The organism is Streptomyces sp. WAC 04229, from assembly GCF_003947455.1.
Taxonomy (GTDB): Bacteria; Actinomycetota; Actinomycetes; order Streptomycetales; family Streptomycetaceae; genus Streptomyces.
In genome coordinates, this window is the sequence record NZ_QHJH01000187.1 from 1 (window position 1) to 14310 (window position 14310).

General features: G+C 72.2%; 16 protein-coding genes and 2 pseudogenes. 17 read left to right on the forward strand and 1 reads right to left on the reverse strand.

Going from position 1 to position 14310, the window contains the following annotated elements; translation table 11 throughout:
* Positions 1–348 precede the first annotated feature (348 nt).
* The 17 genes and pseudogenes from DMH12_RS31415 to DMH12_RS31495 all read left to right on the forward strand — a co-directional run bounded on the left by DMH12_RS31415 (position 349) and on the right by DMH12_RS31495 (position 13920).
* Positions 349–945 (forward strand): hypothetical protein, encoded by a 597-nt coding sequence (locus DMH12_RS31415; protein WP_122615172.1) that lies wholly within the window; start codon positions 349–351, stop codon positions 943–945.
* Positions 946–1201: 256 nt separating this feature from the next.
* The gene (gene rpsP, locus DMH12_RS31420; protein ID WP_125494794.1) at positions 1202–1630 is read left to right on the forward strand and encodes a 30S ribosomal protein S16; all 429 of its coding nucleotides are present in this window, start codon (positions 1202–1204) and stop codon (positions 1628–1630) included.
* A 2-nt stretch (positions 1631–1632) separates the two neighbouring features.
* Positions 1633–1872 (forward strand): RNA-binding protein, encoded by a 240-nt coding sequence (locus DMH12_RS31425; RefSeq protein WP_003973401.1) that lies wholly within the window; start codon positions 1633–1635, stop codon positions 1870–1872.
* A 128-nt stretch (positions 1873–2000) separates the two neighbouring features.
* Complete coding sequence (gene rimM / locus DMH12_RS31430; RefSeq protein WP_125494795.1) at positions 2001–2564, forward strand: ribosome maturation factor RimM; 564 nt, start codon at positions 2001–2003, stop codon at positions 2562–2564.
* Positions 2564–3397 carry a tRNA (guanosine(37)-N1)-methyltransferase TrmD gene (trmD, locus tag DMH12_RS31435; protein WP_125494796.1) on the forward strand — a complete coding sequence of 278 codons (834 nt, stop codon included), beginning with the start codon at positions 2564–2566 and terminating at the stop codon, positions 3395–3397. Before rimM ends, trmD begins: the two co-directional genes overlap by 1 nt.
* A gap of 136 nt (positions 3398–3533) precedes the next feature.
* Positions 3534–3884 (forward strand): 50S ribosomal protein L19, encoded by a 351-nt coding sequence (rplS, locus tag DMH12_RS31440; protein ID WP_122615168.1) that lies wholly within the window; start codon positions 3534–3536, stop codon positions 3882–3884.
* A 44-nt stretch (positions 3885–3928) separates the two neighbouring features.
* Positions 3929–4687: a signal peptidase I gene (gene lepB / locus DMH12_RS31445; protein WP_125494797.1), complete on the forward strand. Its 759-nt coding sequence runs from the start codon at positions 3929–3931 to the stop codon at positions 4685–4687.
* Positions 4680–5762 (forward strand): annotated as a pseudogene (gene lepB, locus DMH12_RS31450) (signal peptidase I); the annotation flags it as partial. The gene lepB (DMH12_RS31445) and the pseudogene lepB (DMH12_RS31450), both read left to right, overlap by 8 nt.
* Complete coding sequence (gene lepB, locus DMH12_RS31455; RefSeq protein WP_399189473.1) at positions 5653–6642, forward strand: signal peptidase I; 990 nt, start codon at positions 5653–5655, stop codon at positions 6640–6642. The pseudogene lepB (DMH12_RS31450) and the gene lepB (DMH12_RS31455), both read left to right, overlap by 110 nt.
* A 101-nt stretch (positions 6643–6743) precedes the next feature.
* On the forward strand, positions 6744–7517 hold the full coding sequence (gene lepB / locus DMH12_RS31460) for a signal peptidase I (RefSeq protein WP_125494798.1): 774 nt from the start codon (positions 6744–6746) through the stop codon (positions 7515–7517).
* Positions 7507–8037, forward strand: coding sequence for an NUDIX hydrolase (locus DMH12_RS31465; protein WP_125494799.1), 531 nt, complete (start codon positions 7507–7509; stop codon positions 8035–8037). Before lepB (DMH12_RS31460) ends, DMH12_RS31465 begins: the two co-directional genes overlap by 11 nt.
* Positions 8038–8094: 57 nt before the next feature.
* Positions 8095–8403: a DUF2469 domain-containing protein gene (locus tag DMH12_RS31470; protein ID WP_003965949.1), complete on the forward strand. Its 309-nt coding sequence runs from the start codon at positions 8095–8097 to the stop codon at positions 8401–8403.
* Between the two features lie 128 nt (positions 8404–8531).
* Positions 8532–8894 (forward strand): YraN family protein, encoded by a 363-nt coding sequence (locus DMH12_RS31475; protein ID WP_125494800.1) that lies wholly within the window; start codon positions 8532–8534, stop codon positions 8892–8894.
* Positions 8894–10519 (forward strand): YifB family Mg chelatase-like AAA ATPase, encoded by a 1626-nt coding sequence (locus DMH12_RS31480; protein WP_125494801.1) that lies wholly within the window; start codon positions 8894–8896, stop codon positions 10517–10519. The genes DMH12_RS31475 and DMH12_RS31480 overlap by 1 nt, the downstream gene beginning before the upstream one ends.
* Positions 10520–10917: 398 nt before the next feature.
* A complete protein-coding gene (gene dprA, locus DMH12_RS31485; RefSeq protein WP_399189479.1) occupies positions 10918–12111 on the forward strand; it encodes a DNA-processing protein DprA in 1194 nt (397 codons plus the stop codon).
* Positions 12112–12391: 280 nt separating this feature from the next.
* On the forward strand, positions 12392–13234 hold the full coding sequence (gene whiG, locus DMH12_RS31490; protein WP_125494802.1) for an RNA polymerase sigma factor WhiG: 843 nt from the start codon (positions 12392–12394) through the stop codon (positions 13232–13234).
* Between the two features lie 128 nt (positions 13235–13362).
* Positions 13363–13920, forward strand: a complete 558-nt coding sequence (locus DMH12_RS31495) for a TetR/AcrR family transcriptional regulator (protein WP_125494805.1) — start codon at positions 13363–13365, stop codon at positions 13918–13920.
* On the opposite strand, the pseudogene DMH12_RS31500 reads toward DMH12_RS31495, so the two are convergent.
* A pseudogene (locus DMH12_RS31500) lies at positions 13874–14310 on the reverse strand (M23 family metallopeptidase); the annotation flags it as partial. The gene DMH12_RS31495 and the pseudogene DMH12_RS31500 overlap by 47 nt on opposite strands.

Genomic DNA, 14310 nt, shown 5'->3' on the forward strand with positions numbered 1-14310 from the left:
ACGTTACCGGGTGGGCCGCCGGGGACGGGGTGGTGCCGCACCCCGGCGGCCCACCCGGTAACGTCGCCCACGTCGCCGCGTCCGCCCGGACGCCTCCGCTCCGGTGCGACGGCGGCCGAAACGCCCCTTGCGCACGAGAGCGCCCCGCGCCCCCGGAGCGTGGACGACCGCTACACGCCGGGGCGTACGTCGGACTACGCACCAGCTTGGTATGAGCTGTGAGGCTTCTCCGCAGATCAGCGCACCCGCCCTCGTCGGGACGCATCAGCGGCAACTGACTGGTACGTGCAAATTATTTGGGATGCCCCGGAATAGGAACACAGCGGCACTCCGGCTCGTTGTCATTACGTGAGCACGACACCACCTGTTCTCGCCGCAGAGCTGGCGCAGGCGTGGGCCGACATTCAGCGGTACCACCCCGAGCTGCCCGATCTTGCCGCGCCCGAGTCCCTGATCGGAGAGTCGTCGTCCGCCTGCGGGCACGAGCTCTCCTTCGAGCGACTGCTCCATGAGGCAGTCCACGGCATCGCCGCCGCGCGCGGAGTACGCGACACCTCCCGCGCGGGGCGCTACCACAACCGTCGATTCCTGGCGATCGCAGAGGAGCTGGGCCTCGACCACCCCGAGGAGCCACATCCCAGCAGCGGCTTCTCACTGGTCACCCTCACCCCCGAGGCGAAGCGCCGCTACCGCCCGACGACCGAACGCCTCCAGCGCGCGCTGAAGGCCCACACCGCCGCCACCGCGACCGACTCGGCCCGCAGCTTCCGCGGTCCGGCCGCCCGCCACGGCTCCTCCGGGGGAGGGGTGCGCGTGAAGGCCGTCTGCGACTGCGGGCGCAACGTACGGGTCGTCCCGTCCGTGCTGGCCCAGGCCCCGATCATGTGCGGCGGCTGCGGCAAGCCGTTCCGCATCCCGGAGGTGGTCGGCGCGGGCGTGAGCTGAGGGTCCGGCTGCTCGTGGCAGCCGGACCCGGGCCAGGTTCTGTCGTCGGACCCGCTCCGCCGGACCGGAGGGCGGCCCCGGTGCCCTCCGGTCCGAGGGGTCTGCCCGCGTGTGGCACAATGGCAAGCTGTACTCGACAGTCGCACAGGACCCCTCTCTCCTCCGGCTGACGCGTCCATCGGGCACTCGGGTACCGCAACCCCACGCGGCTCTCTCGCCGTGCCCAATCACGTCAAAACCAGGAGAATCCACTCCCGTGGCAGTCAAGATCAAGCTGAAGCGTCTGGGCAAGATCCGTTCGCCTCACTACCGCATCGTCGTCGCCGACTCCCGTACCCGCCGTGACGGCCGGGCCATCGAGGAGATCGGCAAGTACCACCCGACGTACAACCCGTCGGTGATGGAGGTCGACGCCGAGCGTGTCGCCTACTGGCTCGGTGTCGGCGCCCAGCCGACCGAGCCCGTGCTCGCCATCCTGAAGAAGACCGGCGACTGGCAGAAGTTCAAGGGCGAGCCCGCCCCGGCCCCGCTGCTCCAGCCGTCCGAGAAGGCGGCCCGCCCGTCCTTCGAGGCGATCGGTGGCGAGGACGAGGGCAAGGGTGAGGCGATCACCCAGAAGAAGAAGGCCGACAAGAAGGACGAGGCCGCCGCCGAGTCCTCCTCGTCCGAGTCGACCGAGGCCTGAGCATGCTCGAGGAGGCTCTCGAGCACCTCGTGAAGGGCATCGTCGACAACCCTGACGATGTGCAGGTCGCCTCGCGCAACCTGCGTCGCGGGCGTGTGCTCGAGGTCCGGGTGCACCCCGACGACCTCGGCAAGGTGATCGGCCGCAACGGCCGCACCGCACGCGCCCTGCGCACCGTCGTGGGCGCCATCGGCGGCCGCGGTGTCCGCGTCGACCTCGTCGACGTGGACCACGTCCGCTGACGCCACAACGCAGCACCGGCTCGGGCCGGGGAGGGCCATGGGCCGTCCCCGGCCCGCAGTCGTAGAGCCCCGCACGGGGTCGTGAGCCCCGCCGGGCTCGTCGCAGTTCCGACAGGAGATCAAGCACAGTGCAGCTGGTAGTCGCTCGCATCGGCCGCGCCCACGGCATCAAGGGCGAGGTCACCGTCGAGGTCCGCACCGACGAGCCGGAGCTGCGGCTCGGCCCCGGCGCCGTCCTGGCCACCGACCCCGCCACCGCCGGCCCGCTGACCATCGAGACCGGCCGGGTGCACAGCGGCCGCCTCCTGCTGCGCTTCGCGGGCGTCCACGACCGCACCGGCGCCGAGGCCCTGCGCAACACCCTGCTGATCGCCGACGTCGACCCCGACGAGCGTCCCGAGGACGACGACGAGTACTACGACCACCAGCTCGTCGACCTCGACGTGGTGACCGCCGACGGCACCGAGGTCGGCCGGATCACCGAGATCTCCCACCTGCCCACCCAGGACCTGTTCGTGGTGGAGCGCCCCGACGGCAGCGAGGTCTACGTGCCGTTCGTGTCGGAGATCGTCACGGAGATCGACCTGGAGGAGCAGCGCGCGGTCATCGACCCGCCGCCGGGCCTGATCGACGACCGCGCCGAGATCGCCTCCGCGCGGGACGCCGAGAAGTCCCCGGAGGAAGGCGCGTAATGCGGCTCGACGTCGTCACGATCTTCCCCGAGTACCTGGAACCGCTGAACGTCTCCCTCGTCGGCAAGGCACGCGCGCGTGGACAGCTCGACGTCCAGGTGCACGACCTGCGCGAGTGGACCTACGACCGGCACAACACGGTCGACGACACCCCCTACGGGGGCGGTCCCGGCATGGTCATGAAGCCCGACCCGTGGGGCGACGCGCTGGACTCCGTCCTGGCCGACGGCTACGAGGCAGGCTCCGGCGAGCCCGCCCTGATCGTGCCCACGCCCAGCGGCCGGCCCTTCACCCAGGAACTCGCCGTCCACCTCTCCGAGCGGCCCTGGCTGATCTTCACGCCCGCCCGCTACGAGGGCATCGACCGCCGCGTCGTCGACGAGTACGCGACCAGGATGCCGGTGTACGAGGTCTCCATCGGCGACTACGTCCTCGCCGGCGGCGAGGCGGCCGTACTGGTCGTCACCGAGGCCGTGGCCCGGCTGCTGCCCGGCGTCCTCGGCAACGCCGAGTCCCACCGGGACGACTCCTTCGCCCCCGGCGCCATGGCGAACCTCCTGGAGGGCCCCGTCCACACCAAGCCGCCGCAGTGGCGCGGGCGCGGCATCCCGGACGTGCTGCTCAGCGGCCACCACGGGAAGATCGCCCGCTGGCGCCGGGACGAGGCCCTGCGGCGCACGTCGGCCAACCGGCCCGACCTGATCGAGCGGTGCGGCCCCGAGGTCTTCGATAAGAAGGACCGCGAGATGCTCTCCATCCTGGGCTGGGCGCCGGACCCGGAGGGGGAGCCGTACGGCCGATTTTGGCGCAGGACCCCCGGCATGGAACAATAGGCCGCTGTTGTGCGTCCGTCCGGAGCGCGCCCCTGCCACAGGGGGACACGACGCCCGTCCCGACCCGCACGACTCTGAATCCGAAACACCTAGTTTCCGTTGATGACCTGTGGCATCAGCGAGGAAAGCAGACGAAATGTCTCACCTGCTCGACTCCGTCGACGCCGCGTCGCTGCGCACCGACGTCCCCGCCTTCCGCCCCGGCGACACCGTCAACGTCCACGTGCGCGTCATCGAGGGCAACCGCTCCCGTGTGCAGCAGTTCAAGGGCGTTGTGATCCGCCGCCAGGGTGCCGGCATCCGCGAGACCTTCACGGTCCGCAAGGTCTCCTTCTCCGTCGGCGTCGAGCGCACCTTCCCGGTGCACACCCCGATCGTGGAGAAGATCGAGCTCGTCACCCGCGGTGACGTCCGCCGCGCCAAGCTGTACTACCTGCGCGAGCTGCGCGGCAAGGCCGCGAAGATCAAGGAGAAGCGCGAGAGCTGAGCGCCTGAGAGGTCCGCGCCGGGGCCGGATAGCATCTGGCCCCGATGGACACCGAAGCACAGCCCACGGAGCGCGACCGCTCCTCCCGCCCTTCCGACTCCGAGCAGCCCTCGGATCCGGAGGGCCAGGAGGAACGGTCGCGTTCCGCGTTCGCGGGGCGGATCACGGACTGGGTGCCGGGCGGCCGGATCACCGTCACCCTGCTGACGCTGCTGCTGTTCCTGCTGCTGCTCAGCACCTTCGTACTGCGGCCGTTCCAGATCCCCAGCGGATCCATGGAGCGCGGATTGAGGATCGGTGACCGGGTTCTCGTAAATAAGTTGGCGTACCGTTTCGGTGGGCGGCCGCAGCGGGGCGACGTCGTGGTCTTCGACGGCACGGGACTCTTCGGGCCCGGCGACTACATCAAACGCGTGGTCGGTGTGGGCGGGGACCACGTGGTGTGCTGCGACAGGGAGGGGAGGGTACGGGTGAACGGCCAGTCGGTCGACGAGTCGGAGTTCCTGTACCCCGGTGACCGCCCGTCGACGGTGCGCTTCGACGTCGTCGTCCCCGACGGCGCCCTCTTCGTCCTCGGCGACCACCGGTCCGGCTCCAGCGACTCCCGCGACCACCTGGGCTCGCCGGGCGGCGGCATGATCCCGGTGGACGAGGTGATCGGTCGCGCCGACTGGATCGTCTGGCCCTTCGCCCACGCCACCCACCTCGACCGTCCCGACGCCTACGCGCGCGTGCCGGAGGCCGACGCGGACGCGGACGGAGGGGCCGGCGACGCGCGCGGGCCCGCGGGCGCCGATGGGTAGCCGCGGGAAACCGCGCGGAGCCCCCAGCAGCCCCGCGGAGAACCTGCTGCCCACCGGCTCCCGGCGCACCGCCGCGCCCTCCGGCGGCCGTTCCCGCGCGGAGCGGCGCAAGCTCCAGCGCAAGGTCAAACGGCGCCGCAGGCGCGGCGCCGTCAAGGAGATACCGCTCCTCATCGGCGTCGCCGTGCTCATAGCGCTGGTGCTCAAGACCTTCCTCGTCCAGGCGTTCGTGATCCCGTCCGGCTCCATGGAGCAGACCATCCAGATCGGCGACCGGGTCCTGGTGGACAAGCTCACCCCCTGGTTCGGCTCCGAACCGCAGCGCGGGGACGTCGTGGTCTTCCGGGACCCCGGCGGCTGGCTCCAGGGCGAGCAGACCACCAAGAAGGACGACCCCGTCGTCGTCAAGCAGGTCAAGGAGGGCCTGGCCTTCATCGGCCTGCTGCCGTCCGACGACGAGAAGGACCTCATCAAACGGGTCGTCGGCGTCGGCGGGGACAAGGTCAAGTGCTGCGACACCCAGGGTCGCGTCACCGTCAACGGCGTCCCGCTGAACGAGGACTACCTGTACCCGGGTGACACCCCGTCCCGGACGCCGTTCGACGTCACCGTCCCCGAGGGACGGCTGTGGGTGATGGGCGACCACCGGTCCAACTCCGCCGACTCCCGCGCCCACCAGGACACCGACTTCGGCACGGTCTCCGAGGAGGAGGTGGTGGGACGCGCCATGGTGATCGCCTGGCCGTTCGGTCACTGGACCACCCTGGACGAGCCGAAAACGTATGCATCCGTCACCGACTCGGCCTCCGGTGCGACCGCCGCTCCCCGGCTGTCGCATAGGGTTGCCCCCGACGATCCGAACGCGATGATGCAACTCCCGACCCCTGCGGAACTCCCGCTCGTTATGGGAGTGGTGGGCCTGCGCCGTATACGGGGCGGGCGGCGGCAGAGAGTAAGGAGTTGGCGTGGGGGATGTGGCGGTTGGCGCACGGTCCGGACACGACGGCGAGGAGAACCGCGGACGCCCCGAGGAGACGGCCGGCCCGGCCCCGGACGGTGCCCGCGACTCCGGTCACGGCTCCGCAACCGAGGACGGCAGGGTGACGAACGAACAGAACGGGACGCAGGACGAGGGCGTGGGCGGGACGCCACCCACGCCACACCGTGAGACCAAGAAGCCGCGTTCCTTCTGGAAGGAACTGCCGATCCTGATCGGTATCGCGCTGGTGCTCGCGCTGCTGATCAAGACGTTCCTGGTGCAGGCGTTCTCCATCCCGTCCTCGTCGATGGAGAACACGCTCAAGATCAATGACCGTGTCCTGGTCGACAAGCTCACGCCCTGGTTCGGCTCCGAGCCCGAGCGCGGCGAGGTCGTCGTCTTCCACGACCCGGACAACTGGCTGGCGGGCGAGCCGACCCCCGACCCGAACGCGCTGCAGACAGTGCTCAGCTGGATCGGCCTGATGCCGTCCGCCGAGGAGAAGGACCTGATCAAGCGCGTCATCGGCGTCGGCGGCGACACCGTCGAGTGCAACAAGACCGGCCCGCTCAAGGTCAACGGCATGGCCCTCAACGAGCCGTACGTCTACCCCGGCAACACGCCGTGCACCGACGACGACCAGGGCGGCCGGTTCAAGGTCACGGTGCCCGAGGGCTACATCTGGGTCATGGGCGACCACCGGCAGAACTCGAAGGACTCCCGCTACCAGCAGGCGGACAAGCACGGGGGCATGGTCCCGGTGAAGGAGGTCGTCGGCCGCGCGGTCGTGGTCGCCTGGCCGATGAACCGCTGGGACAACCTGCCGGTCCCCGAGACCTTCGACCAGGACGGTCTCCAGGCCGGGTCGCCGGCCGCCGCCGCGCTGTCGGCCGCGCCCCAGGGGCTCGCCGTCGCCGGCGTCCTCCCGGCCGTCTGGTGGCGCCGCCGTCGGCGCGCCGCCGCCGAAGTTCGCTGACGCGCCCCTGCTCATACGTCCTCATCGACGCGGCAGCCCTCTTCCCGGCCCTCGGGAGGGGGGCTGCCCCGTTGGGGTACCGCCGGGTAAGGTGCGGCTCCATGGGTGGCGAGAGCACGACACGTACGGCCCCGCGCGGGGGAGCGAACAAGGGTCCGGTGGGCAGCCGGACCGGGCAGCGACTGTCCGGCCTCGCCGTGGCACTGGGCATGGTGCTGTTCCTCGGCGGGTTCGCCTGGGGCGCCGTGGTCTACCGGCCGTACACCGTGCCGACCAGCTCGATGGCCCCGACCATCGGTGTCGGTGACCGGGTGCTCGCCGAGCGCATCGACGGGAGCGACGTACGGCGCGGCGACGTCGTCGTCTTCAAGGACACGGCCTGGGCCAACGCCCCGATGGTCAAGCGGGTCGTCGCCGTCGGCGGGGACACCGTCTCCTGCTGCCAGGAGGGCAAGCTCAAGGTCAACGGCAAGGTGATCGACGAGCCGTACCTGCCCGCCGGCACACCGGCCGAGATCATGGACTTCCAGACCGTGAACGTCCCGGAGGGCCGTCTGTTCCTGCTCGGCGACGAGCGCGACAACTCCGTGGACTCCACCGCCCACCTCACCGACGCGGCCCGCGGCACCGTCTCGAGCGGTGCCGTGGACGCCCGCGTCGACGCCGTGGTCTGGCCCATGACCGGCATGCTCGAGCGGCCGACCGGCTTCGAGACCCTGGGCGGCCTCTCCTCGCCGGGGCCGCTCACGCCCGTCGTCGTCCTGGTGATCGCCGGGGCCGTGCTGATCCTGGGCGGTGGGGCGTACGGTCCCGTCGCCAAGCGGGCCGCGGCCTCGCGGGCCGGTCGCGCCGCGGAGCCCGCCGATGGGCGCTGAGCCGACCCCGGCCGGGCAGGACACCTACCGGGGTGGACTGCGCAGGGTCGCGCGGGTCGTGCTGCTCGATCCCGACGACCGCATCCTGCTGCTGCACGGCCACGAACCGGACGACCCGGCCGAGGACTGGTGGTTCACGCCCGGCGGCGGTGTGGAGGGCGACGAGACCCGTGAGGAGGCCGCCCGGCGGGAGCTGCTGGAGGAGACCGGCATCGCCGATGTCGAACTCGGCCCGGTGCTGTGGCGGCGCAGGTGTTCCTTCCCCTTCGCGGGCCGCCGCTGGGACCAGGACGAGTGGTACTACCTGGCTCGCACCCGGCAGACCTCGACCGGGGCCGTCGGCGCCGGGCTCACCGAGCTGGAGCGGCGCAGCGTCGCCGGAGCACGCTGGTGGACGTGTGAGGAACTGACCGGGGCACGTGAGACGGTGTACCCGACCAGACTCGCCGGGCTGCTCCGCACGCTGCTCGACGAGGGTCCCCCGGCCGGGCCGGTGACCCTGGACACGGAAATCGTCTAGGGGTGCACGGGACTGGCGCACAATGGGGGGACCCGCACGGCTGAAGGGGAACATGCCATGAGCGCCGAGGACCTCGAAAAGTACGAGACCGAGATGGAGCTCAAGCTCTACCGGGAGTACCGCGACGTCGTCGGTCTGTTCAAATACGTGATCGAGACCGAGCGGCGTTTCTACCTCACCAACGACTACGAGATGCAGGTGCACTCGGTCCAGGGCGAGGTGTTCTTCGAGGTCTCGATGGCGGACGCCTGGGTGTGGGACATGTACCGGCCGGCTCGGTTCGTGAAGCAGGTACGTGTGTTGACGTTCAAGGACGTGAACATCGAAGAGCTGAACAAGAGTGACCTGGAGCTTCCGGGCGGGTGAGGGCGGGCCACCCGAGGACGTTTTTCACCCGTGTGGGTGACGAAGTTGTCCACAGTCGGCTGACCGTCCACCAAGATCCAACAGCTCGCTGAGCTGCCCTCATCGTTGGCGCCGGAGGTGGTGCCGACGTGAACGCACGAGGTGCGATGGGCAAGTACGGCGAGACACTCGCCGCCCGCCGGCTGACCGGAGCCGGCATGACGGTCCTGGAGCGCAATTGGCGCTGCGGCAGGACCGGCGAGATCGACATCGTGGCCCGGGACGGGGACGTCCTGGTCGTCTGCGAGGTCAAGACGCGCAGAGGCGGCTCCTTCGAACACCCGATGGCCGCGGTGACCCCCGAGAAGGCGGACCGGCTGCGGCGGCTCGCCGAGCGCTGGATCCAGACCCACGGCGGAGCCCCACCCGGCGGTGTGCGCATCGACCTGGTGGGCGTTCTCCTCCCGCAGCGCGGCGCCCCCAGGGTCGAGCACGCCCGGGGGGTGGCGTGATGGGGTTCGCGCGTACGTGCTCCGTGGCCCTCGTCGGTGTCGAGGGAGTGGTGGTCGAGGTCCAGGCCGACCTCGAACCAGGTGTGGCGGCGTTCACGCTGGTGGGGCTGCCGGACAAGAGCCTCACCGAGAGCCGGGACCGGGTGCGGGCCGCGGTGGTGAACTCGGGCGCCGAGTGGCCGCAGAAGAAGCTGACGGTGGGGCTCAGCCCCGCGTCGGTGCCGAAGAGCGGCAGCGGCTTCGATCTCGCCGTCGCCGCCGCCGTCCTGGGTGCCGCCGAGCGGATCGACCCGCGGGTGCTCGCGGACGTCGTCATGATCGGGGAGCTGGGCCTGGACGGCCGGGTGCGGCCGGTGCGCGGCATCCTGCCCGCGGTCCTGGCCGCGGCCGAGGCGGGCTACGAGCAGGTGGTCGTGCCCGAGTGCGCCGCCGCCGAGGCGTCCCTGGTGCCGGGGGTGTCGGTGCTGGGCGTACGCAGCCTGCGCCAGCTGATCGCCGTCCTCGCCGACGAGCCCGTGCCGGAGGAGGAAAAGGACCAGCCGGGCCGCCCCGACCCGCTCCTCGCCGGCCTGCGCATGCCCGGCACGGGCGCCGCCACCGGCATGCACGGCATGGGCGCCGCCCAGTACGACCAGGGGCACGACCTCGCGGACGTGGTGGGCCAGGAGTCGGCGCGTACCGCGGTGGAGGTCGCCGCGGCCGGGGGCCATCACCTGTTCCTGGAGGGGCCGCCCGGCGCAGGCAAGACCATGCTGGCCGAGAGGTTGCCCGCCATCCTGCCCGGACTCACCCGGCCGGAGTCCCTGGAGGTCACGGCCGTGCACTCGGTGGCGGGCCTGCTGCCGCCGGGCAAGCCCCTGATCGAGGTGGCTCCCTACTGCGCACCGCACCATTCCGCCACGATGCAGGCCCTCGTCGGCGGCGGCCCCGGCGTCGCGCGGCCCGGCGCCGTCTCGCTGGCACACCGGGGCGTCCTGTTCCTGGACGAGACCCCCGAGTTCGGCAGCCACGTCCTCGACGCCCTGCGGCAGCCGCTGGAGGCCGGGCACGTGGTCATCGCGCGCAGTGCGGGCGTGGTGCGCTTCCCGGCCCGGTTCCTGATGGTGCTCGCGGCCAATCCGTGCCCGTGCGGCCGGTTCTCGCGGCGGGAGGACCTCTGCGAGTGTCCGCCCTCGGCGATCCGCCGGTACCAGGCCAGGCTGTCCGGTCCGCTGCTCGACCGGGTCGACCTCCGTGTCGAGGTGGACCGGGTCACCCGCGGCCAGCTGACCGGGGGCGGAAGCCGCGGGGATACCACCGCGACCGTCGCCGACCGGGTGGCGGCGGCCCGGGCGCGGGCGTCCGCACGCCTCACGGGCACCCCGTGGCTGTCCAACAGCGAGGTAGCGGGCCGCGAGCTGCGCACCCGCTGGCATGCCGCGCCCGGCGCGCTGGATGAGGCGGAGCGCAGCCTGGAACGCGGGGTACTCACCGCCCGCGGCCTCGACCGCGTCCTGCGCGTCGCCTGGACCGTCGCGGACCTCGTCGGTCATGGTCGACCCGACGCGGGGGACGTCGCCCTCGCCCTCCAACTGCGCACCGGGGTGCCACGCGGCGTGCCGATGGCTCTGGGAGCGCTGACGTGAGCGGGCGCGTCAACGCGGACGCGGTGCCCTGGAGCGGAGGCCCGGTCGCAGGTGAGGCCCCGGCCGGAGCGGACGGCGGGGGTCGCGGGAACGGTGGTGCCCGGAAAGGCGTGCCGGCCCGGAGCGGAGGCGGCGGCCCTGGCGAGGCCCCCTCGTCCGGCGCGGGCGCCTCGGACACCTCGGGCGGGAGTGCCGGGCCCGGGGGAGAGGACGCGATCGCGGGTGGCGCCCCGCCCGGCAGGGGCGCTGAGGCCCAGCCGGGCCCTGCACGCGGTGCCGGGGACGCTGCGGGCGGGGCGCGCCCGGTCGGCCGGGTTGGCGGGGCCCATGAGGCTGCGGACAGAGTCTCCCCGGTCTCCCCGGTCTCCCCGGCCGTCGGGGACGGCGTGGACCGAGGCGTGGCCCCGGCCGCCGCGGCAGCCATCGCCAACCCGGACCGGGAGGGCGCCGTGGACTCCGACCTGCTCGGCCGGGTCTTCCTCAGCCGGGTCCTCGAGCCCGGCGACGAGACCGGCGGACGGTGGGTGCGGGAGCGCGGGGCCGCGGAGGTGGTGCGGCGACTGCGCGAGGGAGGGCGTGCCCTGCCGGGGGTGAGCGCGAAACGGTGGGCCGGGCTGTGCGCGCGGGCGGGCCAGGCCGACCCCCGAAGGGACCTGGCCGTCGCACGTGCCGCCGGCGTGCGGTTCGTGGCACCCGGCACCGCCGAGTGGCCGGGGCAGCTCGACGACCTCGGCGACGCCCGGCCGCTCGGGCTCTGGGTGCGCGGCGGGCCCAGCCTGCGCATGTGGGCGCTGCGCTCCGTGGCCGTGGTCGGCGCCCGTGCCTGCACCGAGTACGGCGCTCACATGGCGGCCACCCTCGCCGCCGGCCTCGCCGAACGGGGCTGGGTGGTGGTGTCCGGCGGCGCCTACGGGGTCGACGGCGCCGCCCACCGGGGCGCCCTCGGCGCGGGCGGAGCCACCGCCGCCGTGCTGGCCTGCGGCGTCGACCGGCCCTATCCACCGGGGCACACCCGGCTGATCACGCGGATCGCCGAGCAGGGGCTGGTCGTCGGCGAGCTGCCACCCGGTGACCATCCGACGCCGAGCAGATTCATCCTGCGCAACCGCGTGATCGCCGCCCTCACCCGGGGCACGGTCGTGGTCGAGGCCGCCTACCGGAGCGGTTCCCTGGTCACGGCCCGGGCCGCGCAACGCCTGGGCCGGCACACGATGGGCGTGCCCGGGCCTGCCACCAGCGCGCTGTCCGCGGGCGTGCACGAACTGCTGCGCGGCGACGCCGTGCTCGTCGGTGACGCCGCCGAGGTCGTCGAACTGGTCGGCGACATGGGAGAGCTGTCCCCGGAGCGGCGCGGGCCGGTCCTGCCCACCGACCTCCTGGAACCCCGGACCCGCCACGTGCTGGCCGGACTGCCCGCGCGCGGCACGGCGACGGCGGCCGAGGCGGCACGCCGTGCGCAGACCACGCAGGACGACGCGATCGCGAGACTGTACGAGCTTCGAGCACTTGGTTACGTCGAACGACACGGCGATGGCTGGAAGTTGACACGCCAGGCGATGATCTCGGTCCGCGAGGGGCGGAGTCCCTGCTGACGCACCGTGTTCGGCCGTCCGGGGGAACCCCGACGCCCGTGGGAAATCTGGCAGTTGAGGTATTCGAGTGATCACGCAGAGCGATCATCGTCCCCCCTGTAGAGCGTTCAGCGGAACGTATCTGCGCACACTCCCCACCCACTCCTTCGCACAACGCGACGGTCCAGTCACGCTACGCTCACGAGGGCCTCACGAACACGACCGACAACAGGCGACCACCAGACAGCAGACCGGCAGCCTCAGGCGCACCACATCACGGCAGAACGGCACAAGGCGACGAATGCCCCAGCACACCTCCGGGTCCGACCGGGCGGCGGTCCCCCCAGCCGCCCGCGACGGCGGCAGCGTGCGACCGTCCGCCCCCTCGACGCTCGACGAGCTGTGGCGGTCGTACAAGGCGACGGGGGACGAGCGGCTGCGGGAACAGCTGATCCTGCACTACTCGCCCCTGGTGAAGTACGTGGCGGGCCGGGTCAGCGTGGGGCTGCCGCCCAACGTCGAACAGGCCGACTTCGTCTCCTCCGGTGTGTTCGGGCTGATCGACGCGATCGAGAAGTTCGACGTCGACCGCGAGATCAAGTTCGAGACGTACGCGATCACCCGGATCCGCGGCGCGATGATCGACGAACTGCGCGCGCTGGACTGGATCCCCCGCTCGGTGCGGCAGAAGGCGCGCAACGTGGAGCGCGCCTACGCCACGCTGGAGGCACGGCTGCGCCGCACCCCCTCGGAGAGCGAGGTGGCCGTGGAGATGGGGATCGCGGTCGAGGACCTCCACGCGGTCTTCAGTCAGTTGTCGCTGGCCAACGTGGTCGCCCTGGAGGAGCTGCTGCACGCGGGGGGCGAGGGCGGCGACAGGCTCAGCCTCATGGACACCCTGGAGGACACCGCCGCCGACAATCCCGTGGAGGTCGCCGAGGACCGCGAGCTGCGCCGGCTCCTGGCGCGGGCGATCAACACGTTGCCGGAGCGCGAGAAGACCGTCGTCACCCTGTACTACTACGAGGGCCTCACGCTCGCCGAGATCGGCAACGTGCTGGGGGTGACCGAGAGCCGGGTCAGCCAGATCCACACCAAGTCGGTGTTGCAACTGCGCGCCAAGCTGGCCAGTTTTGGCCGTTGAGCTGGGCTTATGGCCTCGCGACGCCGTCAGTCGCGACCCGATCGACGGCCGTGCGGCCGGGTGACCGTCTCCCGCACGGGGTGACGCGTCCGTAAAGTGGTGGCGTGCCAAGGATTCGAGCGGCCTCCGTGGCCGAGCACCGGTCGATGCAGCGTGCCGCCCTGCTGGACGCGGCACGCTCCCTGCTGTCCGACGGCGGAACGGAGGCGCTGACCTTCCCCGCCCTCGCCGAACGGACGGGCCTCGCCCGGTCGTCGGTCTACGAGTACTTCCGGTCCCGTGCGGCCGTCGTCGAGGAGCTGTGCGCCGTCGACTTCCCGGTATGGGCGGCCGAGGTCGAGGCGGCGATGGAGCGCGAGGCGACCCCCGAGGCCAGGGTCGAGGCGTATGTGCGCAAGCAGCTCGACCTGGTCGGGGACGGGCGCCACCGCGCGGTCGTGGCCATCTCCGCCAGTGAGCTGGACGCCGGTGCGCGGGAGAAGATCCGGGCGGCGCACGGCGGACTGATCGCCATGATCGTCGAGGCGCTGGCGGAGATGGGCCACGCCGAGCCCAGGCTCGCGGCGATGCTGCTGCAGGGCGTCGTGGACGCGGCCGTGCGGCGGATCGAGCTGGGCGCGGCCGAGGAGCCCGGGGCGATCACCCGGGCGGCGGTCTCCATGGCGCTGCGGGGCGTGCGCGGCTGATCGCCCGCTGTTCGCCGGTCCGGCCTGCGGACAGGTCTGCGGACGGGTCTTCGGCCGGGGCTGCGGACCGGATCCCGGGCTGCCCTTCGGACTGTTCTTCGGGTAGCGGCACCCCCAGGACCGGCAGCAGTCTCGACGGCCCCGAGTCCAGCAGCCACGGCGGGAGCAGGGACAGCGGGTCGAGGTAGACGTCCCCGCGCAGCAGGCCCCAGTGCAGGCAGGCCGTGCAGTGCGAGCCCGTCGGCTCGACCGTGCCGAGCACCTCGCCCGCCGCCACCTCCTCGCCCTCGCGTACCGAGGCCGCGACCGGCTCGTACGTGGTGCGCAGGGGCGGGGCGCCGGTACCCGTCAGTTCGAGTGAGATGACGCCCCTGCGCACCACGTACGAGC

Coding starts and splice junctions, on each gene's coding strand:
- lepB (WP_125494797.1), top strand. CDS start 3,929: ATGGACACCGAAGCACAGCCCACGGAGCGCGACCGCTCCTCCCGCCCT.
- lepB (WP_125494798.1), top strand. CDS start 6,744: ATGGGTGGCGAGAGCACGACACGTACGGCCCCGCGCGGGGGAGCGAAC.
- DMH12_RS31480 (WP_125494801.1), top strand. CDS start 8,894: ATGGGGTTCGCGCGTACGTGCTCCGTGGCCCTCGTCGGTGTCGAGGGA.
- rplS (WP_122615168.1), top strand. CDS start 3,534: ATGTCTCACCTGCTCGACTCCGTCGACGCCGCGTCGCTGCGCACCGAC.
- DMH12_RS31470 (WP_003965949.1), top strand. CDS start 8,095: ATGAGCGCCGAGGACCTCGAAAAGTACGAGACCGAGATGGAGCTCAAG.
- whiG (WP_125494802.1), top strand. CDS start 12,392: ATGCCCCAGCACACCTCCGGGTCCGACCGGGCGGCGGTCCCCCCAGCC.
- DMH12_RS31465 (WP_125494799.1), top strand. CDS start 7,507: ATGGGCGCTGAGCCGACCCCGGCCGGGCAGGACACCTACCGGGGTGGA.
- DMH12_RS31425 (WP_003973401.1), top strand. CDS start 1,633: ATGCTCGAGGAGGCTCTCGAGCACCTCGTGAAGGGCATCGTCGACAAC.
- trmD (WP_125494796.1), top strand. CDS start 2,564: ATGCGGCTCGACGTCGTCACGATCTTCCCCGAGTACCTGGAACCGCTG.